This window comes from Stenotrophomonas maltophilia group sp. RNC7, assembly GCF_030910085.1.
In the GTDB taxonomy this organism is placed as follows: domain Bacteria; phylum Pseudomonadota; class Gammaproteobacteria; order Xanthomonadales; family Xanthomonadaceae; genus Stenotrophomonas; species Stenotrophomonas sepilia.
Window position 1 is genome coordinate 1 of record NZ_JAVFVN010000348.1, and the last position, 22,695, is coordinate 22,695.

Sequence of the window (22,695 nt, forward strand, 5' to 3'; positions counted from 1 at the left end):
GGACAATCATCCTTCCTGCAGGCGCCTTCACAAGATACCTGCGCATACTTTCAAAGATCCGGGGAAGTGGCCTCAGCGCCGTTCCCGTGTGCTGCGAAGTTTCCTTCGTAGCGAGCCGCCCATTATAGCCGGCTTTTCCGCTTCGTCAACACCTCTTTTCAAGGCCGTCTCACCGGAGCGGACGTTGTTGCCGATGCTGCTTCGTCGTTGGACCCGAGGGTCTTTCGTCGTTGCGAGCCGCCTATTATGCCGGACTTTTCGAGTCCGTCAACACCTTCGTTCGATCAACGCGTTCGTCGGTGGTGGCGTCGCTGTTCGCGTGTCGTTTCCGGGGAAGCGATGCGCTGCAGCAAGGGGGCGAATTCTAGAGATCCTGCAGATTTCGTCAAGGCTTTTTTTGCACGGTGATGACAGAAGCATCGCGACATCACGCATGACGTACGCTCGAAGATCGCGGCGGCGTTGCCCGCGCGTTGCGCGGTCAACGCCGCAACCCCTATCAATGCAAGGATGCACAGTGGAGACAGAGCAATGAGCATGCAGGTGCGGCGCGCGTGGTGGCGCGATCTTTCGATGCCGGCCATCGTCGCTGGCTTCATTACGGTGCTGGTCGGCTTCGCCAGCTCAGCCGTGATCGTGTTCCAGGCCGCCCAGGCTGTCGGCGCCGACCAGGCACAGATCGCCTCATGGATGTGGGCACTGGGACTGGGCATGGGTGTCACCTGCATCGGGCTGTCGCTGCGCTATCGCGTGCCGGTGGTGACCGCATGGTCGACACCGGGCGCGGCGATGCTGGTGGTCGGTGCAGGTGGCGCCTCGCTCGCCGAGGCCACCGGTGCATTCCTGCTCGCCGCAGTGCTTGGCATGCTGGCAGGCTTCTCCGGGGTGTTCGCACGATTGATGCAGCGGGTGCCGATGGCGCTGGCCGCCGGCATGCTGGCCGGCGTGCTGCTGCGCTTCGGTCTGGACGTGTTCGTGGCCATGAATTCCCAGCTGGTACTGGCACTGGCAATGTTCGCCACCTGGCTGGCGGGACGCCGCCTGTTCCCGCGCTATGCGGTGATCGCCACACTGCTGGTCGGCATCGCGGTCGCAGCCAGCCGTGGCCTGCTGCACGCACAGCAGGTGCAGCTGCAACTGGCGATACCGCAATGGGTGACCCCGTCCCTGTCCTGGACTGCGGTAGCCGGCATCGCCCTGCCCCTGTTCGTGGTCACCATGGCCTCGCAGAACATTCCCGGCGTGGCGGTGATGCGGGCATCCGGCTACGACGCCCCGGTGTCGCCGCTGATCGGCTGGATCGGTGTGGTCAATACACTACTGGCGCCGTTCGGTGCCTACGCGCTGAACCTGGCGGCAATCACCGCCGCGATCTGCATGGGCCGTGATGCACATGAGGAACCGGCACGACGCTATCCCGCCGCCATGGCGGCAGGTGCCTTCTACATCATCATCGGACTGTTCGGCGCCACGGTGGCCGCACTGTTCGCGGCCTTCCCCAGCGAGCTGGTGGCCTGCGTGGCCGGTATCGCCCTGTTCGGCACCATCGCCAACAGCCTGGCCAGTGCGCTGGCGGTAGAGCGGGACCGCGAGGCGGCACTGGTCACCTTCCTGGTCACCGCCTCGGGCGTCTCCCTGGCCGGCATCGGCTCGGCGTTCTGGGGGCTGGTGGCCGGTGCGCTGTGCCTGCTGGTGCTGCGGCCCCATCATCAGGGCCGCTGACCTGCCCTACCCCGCCAGTGCGGCGCCGACGGTGCTCAACACCACCGAGATGACGATGGCGGCCAGTGTGGCGGCTACGCTGGTGCCGCCGCGTGCGGTCAGCTCGCTGCGCAGCCGTGCGTCATCGCCGCCGCTGACGGCACGGGCCTGGGCGATCAGGCGCTGGCAGTGTGCCAGGTACCAGGTGTTGCCAAAGGTGCCGGTGGTGACGCTGAGCGCGATGGTGATGACCAGCGACACGCCTTCGGGCACATCCAGCAAGGTCTCCACCACGCTGATCAGCAGCAGCAGACCGACCCACATTGCCGCCAGGCGGTACATTTTGCGGTACATCATCCAGATCGGGCCAAGCAGGAAGGCCGGCCAGTGCCAGGTGCCACTGCCCGTGGGAATGCCCTGATCCAGCCGCCAGCGCTGGCGATAGATCGGGAAGTTGCCGCCGACCACGCTGGCGTACAAGGCCCTCTCGCCCTCCAGCCCCGCAGCCGCAGCCCTGTCCGGTACAGCGACCGGCGCACGATAGGGATCGGACGGATCGCCGATATTCGGCGCAATGCCCTCAACTGCAGGGGCTGCGTCGATATCCGGGGCCGGAGCCACCGCGGTGGGAATGGAAGCCTGCTCCAGTTCGGCCAACGGCCGCCATGAGGGCATGCCTTCGCACCAGAGCAGGGTGCGCGCCGTAACCGTCCCTTGCCGCTGCAGCTGGCGAAGACCGGCCAGATCCACCGGCCCACTGCTCTGCCTGCCATTGGCGTACCACCATTGTGCTTCCTGCATGTTTTCCGTCCCTGCTACCTGCCTCAACAAACTGGAACCGCTGCCAGCGCCTACAGCGCGGTACTGCCCAGGGTCTGCACCAGTTGATGGCGCGTACCCGCCGCAAGCGTAATCTGCTCTGGCCCGGCGTTGGCCACTTCCAGGCAGACGTAATCGCGCCAGCCCTCGCCGACATCGGCCATCTTCGCCGCTGCCTCCATGCCCGGGTTCCAGGCCACCAGGGTCTGGCTGCCTTCGCTGCGGATCTCGATCCGCCGCTGCAGGACGGGATCGCGAAGCACGTAGTGGCCGCCGGCACCGGTATAGATGCGGTCGCTGCGCCCCGGATCGCGCGGGTCACACAGCGACCAGGGCCCCTGCTGCTGGCGCAGCTGCGCGCCGTCCTCGTACTTGTCCAGGTACTGCAGGCCGTCGAGGCCATCGACCTCGACACGAGTGGCATCGCCGACCCGGAAGTAGCTGTGCAGTGCCTGGGTGAAGGTCACCGGCGAGGTTCCGGTGTTCTCGGTGACGAGCTGCTGGCGCAGCTGGCGGCCGATGCGCAGCTGCATCTGCAGGCGCAGGCCGGGATCGGCGCAGGGCGCAGGTGCCAACTGCAGCTCGACCTCACCGTCATCGCTCTGCCTGGCATGCAGAAGCTCCCAGCGCGCCGTACGTACCAGGCCGTGCGCCGGTACATCGGCACTCTGGCCCTGGCGGCCGAACCACGGCCAGCACACCGGGACGCCACCGCGGATGGGCGTGGGCAGCTCGGCGCGCGTGGGCGAAAGCCAGAACAGATCGGGCTGCCCATCGGGAATGAACGACAGCAGCTGGCCACCAAACACACTCACGACCGCTGTGGCATTGGCGGTTCGCACCTGCCAGGCCTCCAGGCCGTGATACAGGCCGGTGCTGATGTCCGGATTCGACTGCATGCGATGACGCTCCTTGAAGACCGCGGCGATGATGTCGCGGTCAACGTGCCGCCGGCAAGGCATTCTGCCCAGCGGGTGCGATGGCGGCCGCCTCTTCCTGCAGCGTGCGCAGGATGCGCTGGCCTGCGCGGCCGTCCACCTCGCTCCAGCCCAGGCGCTGCTGCTCGGCCTGGATCGCGCGACGCGTGGCGGTACCGATCATGCCGTCGGCGGCACCGATGTCGTGGCCGCGGGCCAGCAGCAGGGTCTGCAGCTGGCGACGCTCATCGCGGCCCAGGCCTGGATCGTCGGTCGGCCAGGCGGTAGCCAGCCCGTTGCCGCCGCGCAGCTGGTCGGCAAGCGTCGCGATCGCCAGCGCATAGCTTTCGGCAGCGTTGTAGCTGTAGATCGCGTCGTAGTTGCGGAACACCAGCAACGCCGGGCCCTTGTTGCCGGCCGGCAGCAGCAGGGCGGCGCGCGCATCCGCCGGCAGGTTGGCCGGAGCCAACGCGCTGCCATCCAGCGCGGTCACGCCCTGCGCGCGCCAATCGGCCAGGGCACGACGCTGGGTGCGGCCGGCCTGGCTGGCGTTGAAGCCGGCGGGCACATGCACCTCCATGCCCCATGGTTCGCCACTGCGCCAACCGGCACGCTTGAGGTAGTTGGCGGTGGAGGCCAGTGCATCGGGAATGCTGCCGACCAGATCGCGGCGGCCATCGCCATCACCGTCCACGGCGATGCGTGCATAGGTGCTGGGCATGAACTGGGTGTGCCCGAAGGCACCGGCCCAGGAGCCGGTGAGCCCCTGTGCCTGCAGGTCGCCGCGGTCGATCAGCTTGAGCAGCGCCAGCAGCTCACCGCGGAAGAAAGGTTGGCGGCGGCCGGCGCACGACAGCGTGACCAATGACTGCAGCAGCGGGCGCTTGCCGAACACGCGGCCGTAGTCGCTCTCCACGCCCCAGACCGCGACGATGGTGGCCGGATCGACGCCATACTGGGCCGACACGCGATCGAGCAGGTCGCGGTGCTGCTGCAGCAGGGCGCGGCCATCAGCCACGCGCTGGCGATCGACCAGCGCGGCCAGGTAGTCCCAGATCGGCGTGGTGAACTCGGGCTGTGCATCGAGCAGGCCGAGCACGCTGGGGTCCGGGGTGAGCCCGGCGGTGATCTCGTTGAAGCGGTCAGCGCCGATGCCCTGGGTCGCGGCGGTGGCCTGCAGGCCCGCCAAGCAGCGGCTGAACGCCGGATCGGTGCTGGCGGCGGAAGCCGCAGGCAGCGCCGGGGTCGACGCAAGGGCGGCCGCCAGGCCGAGCGTGGTCAGAACAGGCATGGCGTCCTCCGTGTTGCCGTTGCACGGCCATCTTAGGGGCAGCGGTGCCGCCGAACCTGAAGGGGCACCGGCTGGCCACCACCTCAGGCGCGGCGCAGCAGGCGCAGGCCATAGACGGGGCTTTCGGCATCCCATCGCTGCGCCACCTGCAGGCCCGCCTGCCGCAACAGCGCGTCGAAGCTGTCCTCGGTGTACTTGTGGCTGTACTCGACGCGAATGGGTTCACCGGCGGCGAAGTGGAAAATGCGGCCATCCAGGTGGACGTCCTGTGCCCGCTGGCTGACCAGATCGGTCTCGATGCGCAACCGCGCGGTGCTGTAGCGTGCACGATGACGGAAGCCATCGAGATCGAAGTCGCTGCCGATCTCGCGGTTCAGGCGGGCCAGCAGGTTGAGGGTGAATGCGGCGGTGACGCCCTGCGCATCGTTGTAGGCCGCCTCGATCAACGCCGGGTCCTTGTGCAGGTCGATGCCGACCAGGGCCAGGCCATCATGCCCCATGGTCTGGCGCATCGCGTGCAGCAGCGCGACCGCGTCCTCGCCTTCAAAGTTGCCCAGCGTGGAACCCGGGAAGAACAGCAGCCGTCGCGCGGGTTCGCGTTCGGGCATGGGTACGGCGACGGGACGGGTAAAGTCGGCACAGACCGGCAGCATCTCCACCTCGGGCAGCGCCGGGGCCAGATGGTCGATGCTGGACAGCAGCGCGGCACGTGAGATTTCAATCGGCGTGTAGGCCACCGGGTCGTGCAGGGCGGCCAGCAGCAACGCGGTCTTGCGGCCACTGCCGCTGCCCAGTTCCACCACGTGCAGGTGCGGCCCGACGCTTCGGGCGATGTCCGGCAGTACCCGTGAAAGCAGGGCCAGCTCGGTGCGCGTGGGGTAGTACTCGGGCGTATGCGTGATCTGCTCGAACAGGCGCGAGCCGCGTGCATCGTAGAAGTACTTGGACGGCAGCTGGCGGGGCGTGCGCAACAGCCCGGCCACCACGTCGGCAAGGATCTGCTGGCGGCCGGGAGTGAGATCGGTCAGCGCCTGCAGCGCGTCCTGCACCGTACTCATGCGAAATCCCTGGCCAGGCGCAGCCCGGAGAACTGCCAACGCGCCGGGGGCATGAAGAAGTTGCGGTAGCTGGCACGCACGTGGCCACGCGGCGTGGCGCAGCTGCCACCGCGCAGCACCCATTGCCCGCACATGAACTTGCCGTTGTATTCACCGAGGTTGCCGGCGAAAGGGCGAAAGCCCGGATAGGCGCCATACGCGCTGTGGGTCCATTCCCATACATCGCCGAACAGCTGCCGCAGCCCACTGCCCTGCCCCGCCCGAGGGTGCAGCTGATCGTCGTCGGCAAAATGGCCACGCAGGGGCTGCGACGCAGCGGCGGCTTCCCACTCGAACTCGCTGGGCAGGCGCGCACCAGCCCAGCGCGCGCAGGCATCGGCCTCGTAATAGCTGAGGTGGCAGACCGGCGCATGCGGGTCCAGCTCTCGCCAACCGCCGAGGGTGTACTCGCGCTGCAGGGCATCGTCCCAGTACAGCGGGTGCTGCCAGCCCTCGGTTTCGCGCAACGCCCAGCCTTCGCTGAGCCACCAGCGCGGCTCGCGGTAGCCGCCAGCCTCGATGAAGGCGAGGTACTCGCCATTGCTGACGGGACGCTCTGCCAGTGCGTGTGCGGGGAGCAGCACGCGATGCGCCGGCGATTCGTTGTCGTAGGCAAAGGCGGCGTGCTGCGGCCAGGCAGCGGCGCCAATGGTGACGATGCGTTCGGGTGATTCGGTCCAGCCCTGCGCACTGGCAGCGCTGGTGGCAGGCTGCAGGTCCTCGCGGTAGGCCGGCTGCAACGGATTGCACCAGAACGCATGCTTGATGTCGGTCAACAGCAGTTCCTGGTGCTGCTGTTCGTGCTGCAGGCCCAACTGCAGGTGGTGCAGCGCCTGCGCGTCGAGGTCACCCGCCGCCAGTCGCGATTGCACCTGTGCATCGACCTGCTGGCGGTAGTCGCGCACCTGCTGCAGCGAGGGCCGCGACAACAGGCCGCGTTGCGGCCGCGCGTGCGCTGGACCGATGCTTTTGTAGTAGCTGTTGAAAAGATAGTCCCAGGCTGGATCACGCGCAGGCGCACTGGCGAATCCCGCCAGCACGAAGCGTTCGAAGAACCAGGTGGTATGGGCCAGGTGCCACTTGCTGGGACTGGCGTCGGCCATGCTCTGCAGCATGGCGTCCTCTGCACTGAGCGGTGCGGCCAACTGCAGGCTGCGGGCACGCACATGTGCGAAGTGGTGGGCGAGGTCGTGCTGCGGGGCAGCGACGGCGGTGGGTACGCTGTCCATGCCTACAGCATCGGCGCAGTGCGGTGAGTGCGACGTCATGGCGGCACACTGCCCCATTCACATGGTTGCGGGCATACCTTTTCAAAAAGCGCGTGTTCAAGAAGCGGGTGAGGACGCCGCTAACGGCAGTGTTGCGGCCGCATCGTCACCGCACTGGACTTCCTGCGTGCCCCTGCATCCACTCCGCCAGCCTGCGCATTACCTGTTCGTGCTGCCCGCCGTGCTGGTCGTCCTGGTGCTGTGGATGGCACTGGGCACCGAGGATGTGGCCAGCCCGGCCCAACGCATCCTGCCCTGGCTGCTGGCCTGCCTCGGCGCGGGCCTGGCCCTGCTCTACCACCAGATACGCACGTTGTGCCTGCTGCTGGTCGTGGCGGTGGTGTTCGCCCTGCTGCACCGGGACGTCGGGGGCTACCTGCGCAGCGGCCATGTCGGCGCCTTGACTCCGTTGCGCTTCCACGCAATCTCGGCCTGGGTGCCGCTGCTGTTTGCCGGGCTGGCACTGTGGCCGGAACGCGGACGCCGACGCCAGGACCTGCTGCTGCGCAGCGTGGTCTGCGGCGCGGCCCTGGTGATCTTCCTGCTGCTTGCGGCACAACAGCCGCAGGGCATGCACGATCTGCTGTCGAGCCGTCACTGGGCCTGGATTCCCGCCGACTGGAACGCGCTGGCGCAGCTGCCGGCGCTGCTGTTCCTGCTGGCGACCGCAGCGCTGGGCTGGCAGGCGTGGCGGCATCCGCGGCCACTGCACACGGCGATGCTGCTGGCCCTGCTATGCCTGTGGTGGATGCTGCCGCGGATCTTCCTGCAGCCGGTACTGCTGCCGGCGCTGAGCAGCGCCGCCCTGCTGCTGATGCTGGGCGCGATGCTGCAGGAATCCTTCCACATGGCCTTCCGCGATGAGCTGACCGGCCTGCCCGGGCGACGGGCGTTCAACGAGACCCTGCAGCGGGCGCGCGGCACCTACAGCATCGCGATGGTGGACGTGGACCACTTCAAGTCGTTCAACGACACCCACGGCCACGATACCGGCGACGACGTGCTGCGCCTGGTGGGGTCGCGGCTGGCGCGTGTCGGCGACGGTGGCCGAGCGTTCCGCTATGGCGGCGAGGAATTCGCAGTGGTGTTCCTCGACCGCCCAGCGGCGGCCTGCATTGAGGCCGTCGAAGCACTGCGGCAGAGCATCGAGGACACCCGCATGCAGCTGCGCGACCGCAGCACCCGCAGCCGTGACGACGAAGCCGGCCGTCAGCAGCGCGGACGCGGCGGCACCGGCCAGGTGGTGCAGGTGACGGTGAGTATCGGGCTGGCCGACAGCCGCGTGGATCCGCGACCGACGGCAGTGGTCAAGGCCGCCGACCAGGCGCTGTACATGGCCAAGGACGGAGGTCGCAACCAGGTCCGCGCGCACGGCGGCCAGCGCCTGCTGGCTGCATCCAGTGCGTAGGGCTCAGACCGCGTCGAGGTAATACCAGCGGCCGTCGATGCGCCGGAATCGGCTGTGCTCGGTCATTCTCACCGCGCTGCCGCCGCCGATGCGGTAGCGCGCGGTGAAGCGCACTTCAGCACTGTCTGCGCCGGTGACCGTGTGGTCGTGCACGGTCAGGCCCAGCCAATGGGTGCGCTGGCCTGGCGCGTCGTCCAGCGACAGCTCGGCCGGACGTGTGTCCGGGTGCCAGGTGTGGCGCAGGTAGCCGGCCAGGCCCCTCACATAGGCGCTGTAGCGCGAACGCATCAGGCGCTCGGCATCGGGCGCGGCCCCGCCGGCATGGAAACGGCCACAGCAGGCGGGATAATCGGCGGGAAGGCCACAGGGGCAGGGATCGGCGGATTTTCGGCTCATGCCGGCATTGTCGCCGGGTTGCAGGAATTGATGCACGCGCGGCGGCAGTCGCCCGGATCAGGACAGGCGTATGCTGTCGCGCCCCCACATTGATTGATCGCCGTGCTGGAACTGGTTCCCCCTGAGTTGTGGTGGCTGGTGGTGATCGCCTTCATCGCCGGTCTTGTGGATGCTGCCGTGGGCGGCGGCGGCCTGGTACAGCTGCCCGGCCTGTTCACGGTGCTGCCACAGCAGACACCGGCGATGCTGTTTGGTACCAACAAGTTCAGTTCGATGTTCGGTACCGGTGCGGCTGCCTGGCGCTATGCGCGCAATGTGCGCTTCCCGTGGAAGCCGGTGCTGTTCGCGGCCGGCACCGCTTTCATCTTTTCCTTTGCCGGGGCCACGGCGGTCAGCCTGTTGCCGAAGGATGCTGTACGGCCGCTGGTGCTGGTGCTGCTGGTCGCGATGCTGGCCTACACGCTGTGGAAGAAGGACTTCGGTGCGTTGCACCGGCCGCAGGAGATCGGCCGCCGCGAACTGGTGATCGCGCTGGCGATCGGTGCGGCGATCGGCTTCTACGACGGCTTCTTCGGGCCAGGCACCGGCAGTTTCCTGATCTTCCTGTTCGTGCGCTTCTTCGGGCTGGATTTCCTGCGCGCGTCAGCGGCGTCGAAGGTCGTGAACCTGGCGACCAACGTGGCAGCGATCTCGTTCTTCGTGCCGACCGGCAACATCCTGTGGCTGTTCGCGCTGCCAATGGCCGCAGCCAACATCATCGGTTCGGTGGTGGGCACGCGCCTGGCGCTGAAGGGCGGCACGCCGTTCATCCGCAAGCTGTTCGTGGGGCTGGTGGTGGTGCTGATCGCGCGGATGGCGTGGGATACGTTCCGCGGTTCGTGAGGGACGTTATGAAATGGTAGGTGCCAACCTTGGTTGGCACGCCGTTTCCGGTCGCGAAGAGCAGCCGAGCATGGCTCGGCTCTACAGGTGGATTGCCCGAGGCGCTCAGGCCTCGGCTTCTTCCGGTTCGTTGGCCTGCTGGCGGCTGCGCTCGGGCAGCTTCAGGCGCTTGCCCTCTTCGTCGTACTCGATCAGCAGCACGCCGGAGTCGTGGCGGCCGCTGATTTCGACGAAGCAGGCGCCACCGATGAACGGCTCCAGCGTCATCACCGACTTCAGCGGGGTGGCGACCACCATCTGGAAGCCGAAGTTGTCGAAGATGTTCATCGCCAGCGCGGTGAACTCGTTGTCGGCCTTGTCGAAGGCCTCGTCGAGCACGACCGCCGCGTAGCTGGGCAGCTGGCTGTCAGCGCCGCCAAGCTGGTAGCGCAGCGCGGCCGCCAGGCAGGTGGTGGCCAGCTTCTGGCGCTGGCCACCGGACTTGCCGGCGCCGCTGCGGTAGATCTCGACCTGCTGGCGCGTTTCCGCATCCAGCTCGACGCCGATGAACTCCACGTGCATGCGCACGTCCAGCACCAGCTCGCGCCAGCGCTTGTCCTCGCCTTCCTGCGAGCCGAGGCGGTTGACCAGCTGGCGCAGCACAGTGAACTGCGATTCGGCCAGCTCGCGCTGCTCGGTCTGCTGCTGCGACAGCACCTCGCGCAGCTGCAGGTGGAACTCAGCGACCTCCGGCAGGCGGCGGTCGCTCAGTTCGATGGTCAGCAGCGTGCCACGGTTGAACGGCACCTGCTCCAGGCTGGCGTTCACCTCGTCCAGGCGCTGGCCGATCGACTTGCGGGCCTCTGCGCTGTGGCGCTGCAGGGCCAGCAGGTTGTTCTTGCTCTGGTTCTGCAGCAGGTCGAAGAAGCGCTCTTCGTGCTGTGGCAGGCCGTCGCGTTCCAGCCGTTCGAGGCGTGCGAGGAAGTCCTCGGCCGAGGCCACCGACACGGTGAAGTCGCCCGACTCCTCCGGCCACTGCTGGATGAAGCGACGGAAGCAGCCGATCAGCTGGTTCTCGATGCGGTTGAGGTCCTGCTGCGAGGACGACAACTGCTCGTTCAGCGCGTTGCTGACCTGGCGCATGTGCGCTTCGAGCGTTTCCAGGCTGAGCGGACCCTGTTCCTGCAGGCGCTCGGCGAGGCCGGCTTCCTGCTCCTGGGCCAGGCTCGGCAGCACCAGTGCACGGCTCTGCTGGCGTGCGCGGTCCAGGCGATCACGTTCCTTGACCAGCTGGCCGCGCTCGACGCGGACGTCTTCATAGGTGCGGCGGGACTGCTCGATGTCGGCGCGCACGGCGTCGATCTGCTTGGCCAGCTTGGCGAGATCGGCGTTGCCTTCGCGCAGGTCGCGCAGGGTGGCTTCGATATCGCTCAGGCGCTGCTGCGGAGCGGCGATGTCGATCTCGTTCCAGCTGATGCTGACCAGCTCGTGGCAGGCCAGGCGGCGTTCGTTGTCGCGGTCACGCTGCCCGCGCAGGCGCGCGATGTCGGTCTCGCAGCTGGCGATGCGCTTGGCCAGCTCCTGTGCTTCGCGCTCGAAGGCGCCCACCTTGTCGTGGTTGTTGAAGCCGAGGATCCAGCGACGGCGGTCGCCCACCGCACTGCGGTCGTCCTTCTCGAAACGGTCGCCGGGATGCTTGACCTGGCCTTCGCGGGTGATGCCGCGGTCGACGTTACGCAGCTGCTTGGCATCCACGCATTCGTAGTCGAAGCGCTTGCCCAGCTCGCGGCGCAGCCAGCTTTCGAACACATGCTCGCGCAGTTCAAGCTTGTGCAGCAGCGACTTCGCCGACGGCTCACGGGCGAATGCATCATCGTTGCGGCGCACGCGGTAGTAGGTGAAGCGCATGCCAAGATGGGTACGGTTCACCCATTCGGCGACGTCGTTGTAATGCTTGTCATCGACCAGCAGCGACAGCGCGAAACCACCCAGCACGCGCTCGATGGCACCCTGCCAGCCCTGCTCTTCCGAGCGGACCTGGATCAGTTCGCCGACGAAGGGCAGTGCCGCCTCGGCGATGCCGGTTTCCTCGGCCAGGCGCGCGCGCAGCTTCTGCATCGGCGCCGGGATGTTGGAGGGCGTGCGCTGCATCGCTTCGAGTTCGGCACGGACCTCGCCGAAGCGGCGCTCGTCATCGCGCTTGCCGCCCAGGCGGTCACTGATCGCGTCGTCCAGTGCCGAGGAGGCACGCTGGCGGTCCTGCAGCTCGTTCTGTGCGCGCTCGACCAGTTCGGCGAAGCCATGGGCGTCGTCCGGCAGTTCGGCCCCCAGTTGCTGCGCCGCCTGGCGTGCCTGCTCGCGCTTGGCCTGGCGGCGGTCACGCTCAGCTTCGGCACGGCCCTGCTCGCGTTCCAGTTCCTCGATGCGCTCACCGCCCTGCTGGCGGCGCTGCAGCTCCAGCTCGGCCAGGCGCTCGGTGTGATTGTCCAGTGCGGCACGGCGCTGGGCTTCTTCGCCGAGCAGGCCGCGGTCACGCACGTCCATCTCGCGCAGGCGCGCTTCGATCAGCGCCTGGCGCCGGCTTTCGCGGAAGCTGTCGACACCCAGCTTCAGTGCTTCGTCGTCGCCACGACGGCGGTGCATTTCCTTCAGGTCGTTGTAGTAGGCGCGCGCCGGCAACAGGGTTTCCACCTGGCGGCGGGCAGTGACCACCGCCTGGTGCGCGCCATCAAGCTCGGCGAAGTCGCTGACCAGGCGCTCGGCGGCGTCGAAGGTCTTCGGCGTGTCGAGCATGAAGTCGCGCAGGAAGACGTTGAGGTCGCCCAGGTTCTTCGCCGACTGCGTCTTGTGCAGCAGGCGCAGCGCCATCTCGTTGTCGATGCCGAGCAGGTCGCGGAAGCGCTCGGCGTAGCCGGAGAAGGTGTCGAAGTGGTGCAGGTCGGGCAGCTTCTGCTTCAGCTTGCGCAGGTCCAGGTCGAAGCCGCCAAGATCCTTGGCGATGTCGAACGGACGCTCGGCGATCATGTAGTGCTTGCGCACGTCACCGGCCGAGGTTCCGTTGCCGGAGATCCACAGCAGGCGCACCAGGCTGACCACGCGGCCATCGCCGGCGCGGTATTCCAGCACCAGCGCGGTCCAGGTCGCGCCCTTGCGCAGGTACTGGGTGGCGATTTCGCCGGTGCCGCTGTCCTGCTGGTCGGCCCACGCGCCGCGCACGTAGGACACCAGGTTGCGGTCGCGGCCACTGCGCTCGGCTTCACGCGCAGCGGCGTTGAAGTCGACGATGGCCGGTGGCGTCAGCAGCGCGGACATGGCATCGAGCAGGGTCGACTTGCCCGAGCCGGAGCGGCCGACGAACAGGAAGCCGCGCTCGGCGATCGGTACTTCGGTCAGGCCGTTGAAGGTGCCCCAGTTATGCACCTGCAGGCGGCGCATGCGGAACTGCTGCAGGCGCGGGTCCGGCAGGCCTTCGTTGAACAGGGCGGGAGTGTGCTTGGAGATAGCCATGCGATGGTCGGGTCTCTCAGGCCTCGGCGGCCGGGGTTTCACGCAGCTGGCGGTAGACCGCCGAAAGCTGGGACACGTCTTCGGCGGAGAACAGCAGCTTCAGCGCCGGCGAGACTTCGTGGCGGTCTTCCTGGCCGCTGAGGCGGGTCAGGATGTGGTTGTCCTTCATCTTCTGCACCGCCGATGCGACGCGACGGTTGAAGCCGGCGCGGTCGGTGGACAGGTTCTTTTCGTAGATGGCCAGCGCTTCGGCCATCTCGGCGTCGGCGACCACTGCGCGGTTGCCGCGCGCATCGGCCTCGGCCAGCTGCTGGCGCAGGTACAGCAGCAGCACCGAGTCGATGAAGGTCAGCGGCGAGGTGCGCAGCAGCACCGGCGCATCAACGTCTTCGGTATCGGCCTGGCGGGTGAACGCCACGCCGCTGTCGCGGTCGAGCACCAGTTCCAGGAACAGGTCCGCCAGCGACGAGCGGATGGCCGCCTCGCTGCGGATCAGCGCCGGCCACAGCTTGGCGTGGCGCAGCTGGTCGATGCTGGGGCCGATCAGCAGCTGGCACAGCGCACGGCGCGCATCCAGCGGCAGGCGCCCGGTATCGCCGAGGTAGTACACGTCGTTGCCACGGCGGGGCTGCGCCACGGCCGCCACCGGCTCGGCCTCGTAGGCGTCTTCCGCCACGTCGGCCTGCGGTGCGTCGATGGGATCTTCATGCCAGCTCATGGCGTCTCTCCTGGGTGAACCAAACCAGCGGGATGCGGGCGCGACGGATCTGGCCGTCGCCACCACGCCATTGCGCAAGCTCCTGCTCGCCGACGACCACGTTGCCGAAGCGCGTGCCCAGCGACAGGTAGCCGATGACGCTGCCAAGACCCTGCGGCGCTTCGCGCTGCGACAGGGCCTGGGCGATGCTGAGACGCGGCTGTGCATCGAGCAGGTCGTGCAGGTCGCGGCGCAGGGTGCGGAAGTCGATTTCGGACGAAGCGACCAGATCGCCAACGCTTTCCAGGCTGATCGCGGCTGCGTCGTTGTATTCGACGTTGCCATCGACCTGGGCGCTGCGCGGATCGTGCAGTTTCCATTGCGACCACGAGCGCAGGCGGCTGGTGGTCAGCTGCAGGTCGCGGCCGATGCCGCGTTGTGCGGGGAACTCGTCGCGCAGAGCGAGCGCTTCGGACTGCGCCTGCTTGAGCAGCTGGTTGAGGCGACGCTGTTCCAGGTAGCCACGGCTCTGCACGAAGCCGCGCAGGCTGCGCGCGAAGTTCTGCAGCACATCGTGCACCTGGCCACCGCGCTCGAGCATGGTGCTGGTGAAACCGCGCAGGAAGTTGCGTTCGTTGCGGTCCAGGCGGCGGGCGAAGCCACGCGCCAGCACCGCTTCCAGCGCGGCATCGAGCTGGGCGCTCTGCTCGGCGTCGTTGAGCAGGCGCCAGAAGGCCTGGAAGCTGCGCCCGGCATCACTTTCGCCGATCACGTCCACGCCTTCGAACAGCTGCGACAGCACATCGCCGCGCTCGCCCTCGTCGTCGATGATGCGTTCGCGGAACTCGCGGTTGAGCTGCTCGAAGTCGTCGCGCACGCGGCGGAAGTCCTCGGTCAGCTCATCGGCCAGGCCGATGATCTGGCGCGCACGTTCCAGCGCGCGCTTGCCGTCCAGCGCGATCACACGGCCGGCGCCGACACGGGCAATCTCGGCGTCGATCCGGTCGCGCTCGTCGCGCAGCGCCGACAGGCGGGCGTCCGGATCGGATTCGGTCTGCGCGGCCAGCTGCGAGAGCTGTTCGATGACCAGCGCCAGGCGGCTTTCGGTGGCGGCCACACGGGCCTGCTCGAGGCCGTCGGCGAATCGGATCGCCTGCAGTGCCGCGGTCGACAGCTCGTACTGCTCCTGGTCGGCGCCCTCGGGCAGGCGGCGTTCCAGCCAGCCCTGGGCCAGCCAGTGCGCGATGTAGGCCTGCGCGGTACGCGGCAGCTCGCGCGACAGTTCGTCGCCGTTGAGCTGGTCCAGCGCACGCTGCAGGCGCTCGTTGAGCACCGACGAAGGCAGCGTGCGCTCGCCGTCCATCAGCAGCCCCTGCAGCAGGCCGATGATTTCCGGGGCGTGGTCGGCGGCAAGCAGCTTCCACTGGGGCTGTTCGCGCAGATGGCGGTAACGGGAGATGCGTTCGCGGTGCTTCATGCAGCGAAAGGAGTCATGAGGGCTGGCGGGGACGAGCAGCCGCCCGCGGCGGCCGCGCGGGCAGCCGTGGGCATGCCGGCCCGCAGAGGCCGGCGGAGTGCGGTCAAGCGGCTCAGCGCTTGCCGCCCACTTCGATGAAGCGCAGGAACTCGGCGCGGGTACGCGCGTCGTCGCGGAAGCTGCCCAGCATCTTGGAGGTGACCATGCTGACGCCGCGCTTGTGGATGCCGCGGGTGGTCATGCATTCATGGGCGCCCTCGACGACCACGCCGACGCCGATCGGCTGCAGCACATCCTGGATGCACTGGGCGATCTGCGCGGTCATCTTCTCCTGCACCTGGAAACGGCGGGCGTAGGCTTCGACGACGCGGGCCAGCTTGCTGATGCCCACCACCTTGCCGGCCGGCAGGTAGCCGACATGCACGCGGCCGATGATCGGCGCCATGTGGTGTTCGCAGTGGCTTTCATACTCGATGTCGCGCAGGACGATGAGTTCGTCATAGCCGGCCACTTCCTCGAAGGTGCGCTCCATGTAGGCGCGCGGGTCGTCGCGGTAACCGCTGAACCAGTCGCCATAGGCTTCGGCGACACGGCGGGGGGTATCCAGCAGGCCTTCGCGGGACGGGTCCTCACCGGCCCAGCGCAGCAGGGTGCGCACGGCATCCTCGGCCTGGTCCTGGGTCACGTCGCCCTGCGGGGCGGCCTTTTCGTTGTTCTTGCTCATTGCGTACAGCGTCCCGAACGGGGGGCGAGCATCGTACCCGACCGGGGGGTGGGTCGTCCTGTGGGGACGGTTCATCGGGGGGTCTGGCGGCGCCTGCCTGTTACGGGTCTGGATGGGGAAGGGCGGCAGGGCAGGACACGCCGTAAACCCATCCATGGGGCTCGGTCGGCGCATCCATGCGCCTCACGGTCCTGCCCTGCCGCCCTTCCCCATCCCTGACAGTTTCCTGCGGGCGCGGCCGGACCGCCCGAAAGCGGGGGCAAAGGCGGGGGTTCATGGCTTCGGAAGCAGCGCGCCGCTGCTGTGGTGTCTTCTGCTTTGGTGGGTGCGGACCGTTGGTCCGCACTGCTTCTGCTCTTGCTTCCAAGAGCCAACCCACCGCGCTCGCGGGGTGATGGGAAGGCAGCGGGGGCCGGGCGGGGCAGGACCGTCCGCGGCATGGATGCCGCGGCCGAGCCTACAGGGACGTACTTGCGGCGTGTCCTGCCCCGTCCGGCCCCCCCCGCCCCACCCCACACCAGGCAGGCGCAAAGCTTTACTCAACAACCCCACCCAATAAAAAAAAACCAATGAAAGGAATGAAATTAGTAGTATACTATCAATATCTTATTCATCGCATACTAATATTTCCTTACCTAACATGGGGTTTTTTTGACGGGGGGGGTTGGTGGCGGGCCGGCCCCGCCACCCGGGGCCTTGGGGGGGGGGGGGCCGCCCCGGGCCCCCCCCCCGCCGCCCCACCCGACACCAGGCAGGCGCAACGCTTTCCTCAACACACCCACCCATTCATAAAAACCCATTGATAGGAATGAAATTAGTAGTATCCTATCTATCTCTTATGGACCGACCCCTCGACGAGCGCACCGTGCTGCAGATGCAGCTCAGCTCCGGCCTGCTTTATGCAGGGCGGCAGTGGCAGCGCCTGGCCGACAGCCGGCTCGGCAGCTATGGCATCTCCACCGCCTGCACCATGCCGTTGCTGATGATCGGCCGGTCCGGCGGTGGCATCCGCCAGGTGGCGCTGGCCCAGCAGCTGGGCATGGAGGGTCCTTCCCTGGTGCGCCTGCTGGACAAGCTGTGCGCCAGCGACCTGGTCCGCCGCGAGAGCGACGCCAGCGACCGCCGCGCCAACCTGCTGTGGCTGACCGACGCGGGCCATGCGCTGGTCAGCGAGCTGGAAGACCAGTTGATCGGCCTGCGCCAGGACGTGTTCGGCGAGCTTTCCATGGATGAACTGCACGCCGTGCTGAAGGCCTGGCGCCTGCTGGCCGAGGCCGCCGACCGCATCACGTAAGAGCGCTGCCCCCGAACGCCGCCGCTGCCGTGCACACGCCAGCGGCTTTTGCCCGTTGCTGTTGTTTCGGTGTCCCTCCCCTCCCCCACCTCGTCCCCGCCCCTACCGATGCCCGGTGAATTCAGTCTCCACGGAGTGTTAGTCCCGACCCTGCTTGGGTTGATGGTGTTGGCCTATCTGGTCAACAGCGGCCTGCACGCGCTGCTGCAGCGTGCCGGCGCCTACCGCCATGTATGGCACCCGGCGCTGTTCAACCTGGCGCTGTACGGGATCGTGCTGGGCCTGCTGTTCCACCTCCTGCGTTGGATGCAATCGTGAACAAGATCGTGAAGAAGACCCTGCCGGTGCTGCTCACCAGCGCAGCCGTGATCATCGCCCTGCTGGTGCTGCGCCAGCTGTGGGTCTATTACATGGATGAGCCGTGGACCCGCGATGCCCACGTCGGCGCCGACGTGGTGCAGGTGGCGCCGGACGTGTCCGGGCTGGTGGAAACGGTGAACGTGGCCGACAACCAGGCGGTGAAGAAGGGCGACCTGCTGTTCGTCGTCGATCGCGCCCGCTACCGCATCGCGCTGGAGCAGGCCAAGGCCAGCCTGGCCGAGCGCCAGGCCTCGGTGGCACAGCTGCGCCGCGAGATCGGCCGCGACCGCAGCCTGCAGGACCTGGTCGCCGCCGAGGACGCCGAAGTACGCCGCGCCAAGCTGCAGGCCGCACAGGCGGCGCTGGCCACCGCACAGGCTGCGGTCGACCTGGCCGAGCTCAACCTCGGCCGTACCGAGGTGCGCGCCCCGGCCGATGGCCGGGTCAGTGACCGCACGATGCGCGTGGGCGACTACGTGGTGGCCGGCAAGCCGGTGCTGGCGCTGCTGGATACCGGCTCGTTCCGCATCGATGGCTACTTCGAGGAGACCCGGCTGCGCGGCGTGGCGCCGGGGCAGACGGTGGACATCCGGCTGATGGGTGAATCGACGCCGCTGCGCGGCCACGTGGAAAGCATTGCCGCCGGTATCGAGGACCGCTACCGCAGCAACGGCAGCACCCTGCTGCCGAACGTGACCCCGGCCTTCGACTGGGTGCGGCTGGCTCAGCGCATCCCGGTGCGCATCGCCATCGACGAAGTGCCCAAGGGCGTGGAACTGATCGCCGGGCGCACCGCCACGGTGACCGTGGACACCGGCCGCCATCCGCACAACGACAAGGCCGGCGCTTCGCCGACACAGGCGGGCCTGTGAACGCCGCCCTGCCCCGTCTCGGCCTGATCGTCGCACTGGCCAGCCTGGCCGCGTGCAGAACCGTCGGCCCGGACTATGCACTGCCGGAAGGCTCGGCGTTCAAGCGCCCGCAGGCCAATGCGGCCTTCATCGATACGCAGAACCCGCAGGTGGCTGCCAACCAGGCGCTGCCCGACCGCTGGTGGTCGCTGTACAACGACCCGGTGCTGGACGGGCTGATCACCCAGGCACTGCGTGACAACGTGGAACTGAAGGCCGCCGATGCGCACCTGCGCCGTGCGGCCGCCGTGTACGAACAGGCGCTGGACGCGGGCGGATTCGAGTACGAGGCCGAGGCCGGCGTCAGCCGCGCGCAGTTGTCGGCCGAATCGTTCCTGCAGGAGCACGAGCTGCCGGTGATCAACCTGGCCGATGGCAAGTTCGCGGTCAGCTACCAGTTCGACCTGTTCGGCAAGCTCAAGCGCGGCGCCGAGGCAGCGCGTGCCGACGAGCAGTCGGTCGCTGCGGCGCGCGACCTGGCCCAGGTCAGCGTGGTCGCGCAGGTCGCCGACAGCTATCTGGAAATCTGCCACGCCAACCACGAACTGCACGTGGCCGAGCATTCGCTGCAGCTGCAGCAGCGCAGCCGCAGTGTCACCGAGCGCCTGATCGCGGCCGGCCGCGGCACGCCGCCGGAACTGGCCCGCGCCAATGCGCAGGTGGCACTGCTGGAGGCGGCACTGCCGCCGCTGCGCGCGCAGCGTTCGGCCGCGGCCTATTCGCTGGCCGCACTGCTGGGCCAGACCCCAGGCCAGTTGCCGGCCGGCGTGATCGACTGCGCGCACGCGCCCGGCTTGGCGCAGCCGCTGCCGGTCGGTGATGGCCGGGCCCTGCTGCAGCGCCGCCCCGACGTGCGCCAGGCCGAACGCAAGCTGGCCTCGGCCACCGCGCGGATCGGCGTGGCCACCGCCGAGCTGTACCCGGACATCCGCCTCGGCGCTTCGGTCGGTGCCGCCGGCCTGCTGGAAGACTTCGGCACGCCGATGACCCAGCAGTGGTCGATCGGCCCGCTGATCTCGTGGACACTGCCCTCCTCGGGCACGCATGCCCGCATCCACGCCGCCGAAGCCGGTGCCGACGCCGCGCTGGCCGAGTTCGACCACACCGTGCTGCAGGCACTGCGCGAGACCCAGACTGCGCTGGACCGCTATGCGCAGGACCTGCGCCGACTGCAGTCGCTGCGCGTGGCGCAGGAGCAGGCCGCGCTGGCCGCCGAGCAGAACCGCCGGCTGTACCAGGGCGGCCGCACACCCTACCTGTCCAGCCTGGATGCCGACCGCAGCCTGGCCACCAGCGACGCCACCCTGGCCGCCGCCGAAGCGCAGGTCTCGCGCGACCAGATCCATCTGTTCCTGGTGCTGGGTGGCGGCTGGCAGGCAACGGTTGCCCCGGCGGCGCCGGCCACCGCACAGGCCTCGGCGAAGTAAGCCATGAACGCGCTGACCGACCGCCAGGCGTGGCTGTTCTCGATCAAGACCTACCTGGCCGCGGTGGCCGCGCTGTACATCGCCATGGCCGGCAACCTGTCGCGCCCCTACTGGGCGATGGGCACGGTGTACATCGTCAGCCAGCCGCTGCTGGGCCCGACCCGCGCCAAGGGCGTGTACCGCATCGTCGGCACACTGGTGGCCGGGCTGGCCACGCTGCTGGTACTGCCGGCGCTGGTGGAAACCCCGTTGGTGCTGAGTGCGGCGATGTCGATCTGGCTGGCCGGTTGCCTGTTCATGGCCCTGCTCAACCGCGGCCCTCGCGGCTACGCGTTCCTGTTGGCCGGCTACACCACCGCCTTCATCGGCTTCCCGGCAGTCACCTCGCCGGAGACCATCTTCGACACCGTGGTGGCGCGCAGCGAGGAGATCATCCTCGGCACGGTGGTGGCCGTGCTGTTTGCCTCGCTGCTGTTCCCGGCGTCGGTACGCCCGATGCTGCGCGCCCGCATCGGCAACTGGATGGAGGACGCCGCGCAGTGGTGCCGGCAGATCCTTGAGCGTGGCCGCGCACACGCGCCGCGCAACCGGCTGGCTGCCGACCTGGTGCAGTTCGAGGCGCTGATCGAATTCCTGCGCCGCGATGATCCACGCCATGCCGGTTCGGCAGTGTCGATGGAGCGCCTGCGCGAGCGCATGCTGTTGCTGTTGCCGGTGTTGTCGTCAATCGCCGATCGCCTGAGTGCGCTGCGCAGCGATGGCCAGGCCCTGCCGGATGGGCTGCCGGCGCTGGTCGACGACATCCGCGATTGGCTGGATGGCCCGACCAACGCCAGCGAGTACGCCCGCCTGCGCGCGCGCATCAGCGCGCTGAAGCCGCAGGTGGACCGCGACCTGCAGCACCTGCAGCTGGCCAGCCTGCTGCTGCGCCTGGAGGAACTGGTGGACCTGTGGCAGGACTGCCGCACCCTGCAGCACGCGATCGATCAGGGCACCGCGCCGTTGGATCGCGCGCACTACCGCATCCGCACCGAACGGGTGGCCGCCGACAGGCACGTCGACTACGGCATGGCACTGTTCTCCGCGCTCAGTGCCGGCGTGGCGCTGATGAGTTACTGCGTGCTGTGGATCGCGCTGGGCTGGGAAGGCGGCGGCAACGGCGCGATGATGGCGGCGGTGACGGCCGCATTTTTTGCCGCACAGGACGATCCGGCTCCCAGCATGGTGCAGTTCCTGGTGTGGGCGATGGTCGCCTCGGTAGTGGCGGGCGTGTACCTGTTCGGCGTGTTCCCGGCCGTGCACGACTTTGGCCTGCTGGCACTGGTGCTGGCGGTGGCGTTCCTGCCCTTGGGGCTGATGCTGCACCACCCCAAGAGCGCGTTGTTCGCGCTGCCGCTGACAGTGAACCTGGCCGCGCTGCTGAGCCTGCAGAACACCTACAGCGCCAACATCCAGACCTTCCTCAACTCGTCCATCGCAATGTTCATCGGCATTGGCTTTGCGGTGGTGATGACCCGCCTGTTCCGTTCGGTAGGTGCCGAGTGGACCGCGCGCCGGCTGGTGCGGCAGGGCTGGACCACGCTGGCCGAAGCCGCCGAAGGACGCGGCCAGCAGGATCGGCAGCGCTTCGCCGCACGCATGCTCGACCTGCTGGGCCTGCTCGCCCCGCGCCTGGCGGCGACGCCCGAGGGCAGTGACATCGCTTCGGTGGACATGCTCAATGAGGCGCGCATCGGCCTGAATATCCTGCAGCTGCGCCGTGCACGGCTGGAACTGCCCGAGCGCAGCCGTGAGGCGGTCGAGCATATTCTTGAAGAGATCGCCGTGCATTACCGCCGTCAGATCGCCGCGCGCAAACCCATTGTGGCGGCCGAGGCGCTGCGTGAGCGGCTGGATACCTCGCTGGGCCGGGTCGGCAGCGTGGGCGCCTGCAAGGCCCGCGACGAGGCGCTGATGGGCCTGATCGGGCTGCGCTTTGCGTTGTTCCCGGAGGCGAAGGCGTTGGCGCCGGGATGGGTAGGCGCCGAATCGCCGTCCGTGTAATGCGATCCGCCAGGCGCGGCCCGGCGCTACCATCGTGGCCCGGTAGCGCCGGGCCGTGCCCGGCGGCCACTCGCGATCCCCACAGGACGGTTCAATGAGTTACGACATGATGGTGTTCGAGGCCAGCGCGGCCCCGCGCGAAGCGGCGGCCTTCATCGCCTGGTTCGAGAAGCAGACGCAGTGGAACGAGCGCCACGAGTACGACGACCCGGCGGTCAGCAGCCTGGCGCTGCAGGCGTGGTTCGCGGAGATGGCGCAGGAGTTCCCGCCCCTGGACGGCCCGTTGAGCAACGACGGTGATGATCGCGCTGAGGTGACCGAGTACAGCATCGGCCGGCAGGTGATCTACGGCGCGTTCGCGCACTCGGTGGCCGAGCGCGCGCACGGGCGGGTGCAGGATCTGGCCGAGAAGCACGGCGTGGGCTTCTTCGACGTGAGTGCGGATGAAGCGGCGATCGTGTTTCCGGATGGGTTGGTGTTGATTGCTGAATGACGGG

General features: G+C 68.2%; 19 protein-coding genes. 9 read left to right on the forward strand and 10 right to left on the reverse strand.

The window, feature by feature from the left end; all coding sequences use genetic code 11:
* Positions 1-531: 531 nt before the first annotated feature.
* Positions 532-1,722, forward strand: a complete 1,191-nt coding sequence (locus tag RCF13_RS05440) for a benzoate/H(+) symporter BenE family transporter (RefSeq protein ID WP_134968871.1) — start codon at positions 532-534, stop codon at positions 1,720-1,722.
* A 6-nt stretch (positions 1,723-1,728) separates the two neighbouring features.
* On the opposite strand, the gene RCF13_RS05445 is transcribed toward RCF13_RS05440, so the two are convergent.
* The 5 genes from RCF13_RS05445 to egtB form a co-directional block, all read right to left on the reverse strand.
* The gene (locus tag RCF13_RS05445; protein ID WP_231352410.1) at positions 1,729-2,502 is read right to left on the reverse strand and encodes a DUF2628 domain-containing protein; all 774 of its coding nucleotides are present in this window, start codon (positions 2,500-2,502) and stop codon (positions 1,729-1,731) included.
* Between the two features lie 50 nt (positions 2,503-2,552).
* Entirely contained in the window at positions 2,553-3,419 is an 867-nt protein-coding gene (locus RCF13_RS05450; protein ID WP_134968869.1) for a D-hexose-6-phosphate mutarotase, read from the reverse strand.
* Between the two features lie 40 nt (positions 3,420-3,459).
* On the reverse strand, positions 3,460-4,728 hold the full coding sequence (locus tag RCF13_RS05455; RefSeq protein ID WP_154351667.1) for a lytic murein transglycosylase: 1,269 nt from the start codon (positions 4,726-4,728) through the stop codon (positions 3,460-3,462).
* An 83-nt stretch (positions 4,729-4,811) separates the two neighbouring features.
* Complete coding sequence (egtD, locus tag RCF13_RS05460; protein ID WP_134968867.1) at positions 4,812-5,786, reverse strand: L-histidine N(alpha)-methyltransferase; 975 nt, start codon at positions 5,784-5,786, stop codon at positions 4,812-4,814.
* Positions 5,783-7,054, reverse strand: a complete 1,272-nt coding sequence (gene egtB, locus RCF13_RS05465; RefSeq protein WP_134968866.1) for an ergothioneine biosynthesis protein EgtB — start codon at positions 7,052-7,054, stop codon at positions 5,783-5,785. Before egtB ends, egtD begins: the two co-directional genes overlap by 4 nt.
* Before the next feature lie 166 nt (positions 7,055-7,220).
* Here egtB and RCF13_RS05470 point away from each other — a divergent pair, with 166 nt between their 5' ends.
* Positions 7,221-8,501, forward strand: coding sequence for a GGDEF domain-containing protein (locus tag RCF13_RS05470; protein WP_134968865.1), 1,281 nt, complete (start codon positions 7,221-7,223; stop codon positions 8,499-8,501).
* Between the two features lie 3 nt (positions 8,502-8,504).
* On the opposite strand, the gene RCF13_RS05475 is transcribed toward RCF13_RS05470, so the two are convergent.
* Positions 8,505-8,897 carry a YchJ family metal-binding protein gene (locus tag RCF13_RS05475; RefSeq protein WP_134968864.1) on the reverse strand — a complete coding sequence of 131 codons (393 nt, stop codon included), beginning with the start codon at positions 8,895-8,897 and terminating at the stop codon, positions 8,505-8,507.
* Between the two features lie 102 nt (positions 8,898-8,999).
* Between RCF13_RS05475 and RCF13_RS05480 the strand changes: the two genes are divergently transcribed.
* Positions 9,000-9,779 (forward strand): TSUP family transporter, encoded by a 780-nt coding sequence (locus RCF13_RS05480; protein WP_061480655.1) that lies wholly within the window; start codon positions 9,000-9,002, stop codon positions 9,777-9,779.
* Positions 9,780-9,884: 105 nt separating this feature from the next.
* Here RCF13_RS05480 and RCF13_RS05485 read toward each other — a convergent pair whose 3' ends face one another.
* From RCF13_RS05485 to folE, 4 genes are all read right to left on the reverse strand, one after another.
* A complete protein-coding gene (locus RCF13_RS05485; protein WP_053496750.1) occupies positions 9,885-13,265 on the reverse strand; it encodes an SbcC/MukB-like Walker B domain-containing protein in 3,381 nt (1,126 codons plus the stop codon).
* A gap of 16 nt (positions 13,266-13,281) precedes the next feature.
* On the reverse strand, positions 13,282-13,983 hold the full coding sequence (locus tag RCF13_RS05490; protein WP_005421303.1) for a DUF4194 domain-containing protein: 702 nt from the start codon (positions 13,981-13,983) through the stop codon (positions 13,282-13,284).
* Positions 13,970-15,439 (reverse strand): DUF3375 domain-containing protein, encoded by a 1,470-nt coding sequence (locus RCF13_RS05495; protein ID WP_134968863.1) that lies wholly within the window; start codon positions 15,437-15,439, stop codon positions 13,970-13,972. Before RCF13_RS05495 ends, RCF13_RS05490 begins: the two co-directional genes overlap by 14 nt.
* 112 nt (positions 15,440-15,551) lie before the next feature.
* Positions 15,552-16,163, reverse strand: coding sequence for a GTP cyclohydrolase I FolE (gene folE / locus RCF13_RS05500; RefSeq protein WP_004141296.1), 612 nt, complete (start codon positions 16,161-16,163; stop codon positions 15,552-15,554).
* An 838-nt stretch (positions 16,164-17,001) separates the two neighbouring features.
* Here folE and RCF13_RS05505 point away from each other — a divergent pair.
* From RCF13_RS05505 to RCF13_RS05530, 6 genes are all read left to right on the forward strand, one after another.
* Positions 17,002-17,457: a MarR family transcriptional regulator gene (locus RCF13_RS05505; protein WP_012481667.1), complete on the forward strand. Its 456-nt coding sequence runs from the start codon at positions 17,002-17,004 to the stop codon at positions 17,455-17,457.
* Between the two features lie 108 nt (positions 17,458-17,565).
* Positions 17,566-17,775 carry a DUF1656 domain-containing protein gene (locus RCF13_RS05510; RefSeq protein ID WP_134969452.1) on the forward strand — a complete coding sequence of 70 codons (210 nt, stop codon included), beginning with the start codon at positions 17,566-17,568 and terminating at the stop codon, positions 17,773-17,775.
* Entirely contained in the window at positions 17,772-18,689 is a 918-nt protein-coding gene (locus RCF13_RS05515; protein ID WP_061480710.1) for an HlyD family secretion protein, read from the forward strand. Before RCF13_RS05510 ends, RCF13_RS05515 begins: the two co-directional genes overlap by 4 nt.
* Complete coding sequence (locus RCF13_RS05520; RefSeq protein ID WP_231352411.1) at positions 18,686-20,155, forward strand: efflux transporter outer membrane subunit; 1,470 nt, start codon at positions 18,686-18,688, stop codon at positions 20,153-20,155. The genes RCF13_RS05515 and RCF13_RS05520 overlap by 4 nt, the downstream gene beginning before the upstream one ends.
* Before the next feature lie 3 nt (positions 20,156-20,158).
* Positions 20,159-22,198 (forward strand): FUSC family protein, encoded by a 2,040-nt coding sequence (locus RCF13_RS05525; RefSeq protein ID WP_134969385.1) that lies wholly within the window; start codon positions 20,159-20,161, stop codon positions 22,196-22,198.
* A 94-nt stretch (positions 22,199-22,292) separates the two neighbouring features.
* A complete protein-coding gene (locus RCF13_RS05530; protein ID WP_134969384.1) occupies positions 22,293-22,691 on the forward strand; it encodes a hypothetical protein in 399 nt (132 codons plus the stop codon).
* Positions 22,692-22,695 lie beyond the last annotated feature (4 nt).

Excerpts from the sequence above, each read along its gene's own strand:
- RCF13_RS05440 (WP_134968871.1), top strand. The coding sequence starts at position 532 with ATGAGCATGCAGGTGCGGCGCGCGTGGTGGCGCGATCTTTCGATGCCG.
- RCF13_RS05445 (WP_231352410.1), bottom strand. The coding sequence starts at position 2,502 with ATGCAGGAAGCACAATGGTGGTACGCCAATGGCAGGCAGAGCAGTGGG.
- RCF13_RS05450 (WP_134968869.1), bottom strand. The coding sequence starts at position 3,419 with ATGCAGTCGAATCCGGACATCAGCACCGGCCTGTATCACGGCCTGGAG.
- RCF13_RS05455 (WP_154351667.1), bottom strand. The coding sequence starts at position 4,728 with ATGCCTGTTCTGACCACGCTCGGCCTGGCGGCCGCCCTTGCGTCGACC.
- egtD (WP_134968867.1), bottom strand. The coding sequence starts at position 5,786 with ATGAGTACGGTGCAGGACGCGCTGCAGGCGCTGACCGATCTCACTCCC.
- egtB (WP_134968866.1), bottom strand. The coding sequence starts at position 7,054 with ATGGACAGCGTACCCACCGCCGTCGCTGCCCCGCAGCACGACCTCGCC.
- RCF13_RS05475 (WP_134968864.1), bottom strand. The coding sequence starts at position 8,897 with ATGAGCCGAAAATCCGCCGATCCCTGCCCCTGTGGCCTTCCCGCCGAT.
- RCF13_RS05485 (WP_053496750.1), bottom strand. The coding sequence starts at position 13,265 with ATGGCTATCTCCAAGCACACTCCCGCCCTGTTCAACGAAGGCCTGCCG.
- RCF13_RS05490 (WP_005421303.1), bottom strand. The coding sequence starts at position 13,983 with ATGAGCTGGCATGAAGATCCCATCGACGCACCGCAGGCCGACGTGGCG.
- RCF13_RS05495 (WP_134968863.1), bottom strand. The coding sequence starts at position 15,439 with ATGAAGCACCGCGAACGCATCTCCCGTTACCGCCATCTGCGCGAACAG.
- folE (WP_004141296.1), bottom strand. The coding sequence starts at position 16,163 with ATGAGCAAGAACAACGAAAAGGCCGCCCCGCAGGGCGACGTGACCCAG.
- RCF13_RS05505 (WP_012481667.1), top strand. The coding sequence starts at position 17,002 with ATGGACCGACCCCTCGACGAGCGCACCGTGCTGCAGATGCAGCTCAGC.
- RCF13_RS05510 (WP_134969452.1), top strand. The coding sequence starts at position 17,566 with ATGCCCGGTGAATTCAGTCTCCACGGAGTGTTAGTCCCGACCCTGCTT.
- RCF13_RS05525 (WP_134969385.1), top strand. The coding sequence starts at position 20,159 with ATGAACGCGCTGACCGACCGCCAGGCGTGGCTGTTCTCGATCAAGACC.
- RCF13_RS05530 (WP_134969384.1), top strand. The coding sequence starts at position 22,293 with ATGAGTTACGACATGATGGTGTTCGAGGCCAGCGCGGCCCCGCGCGAA.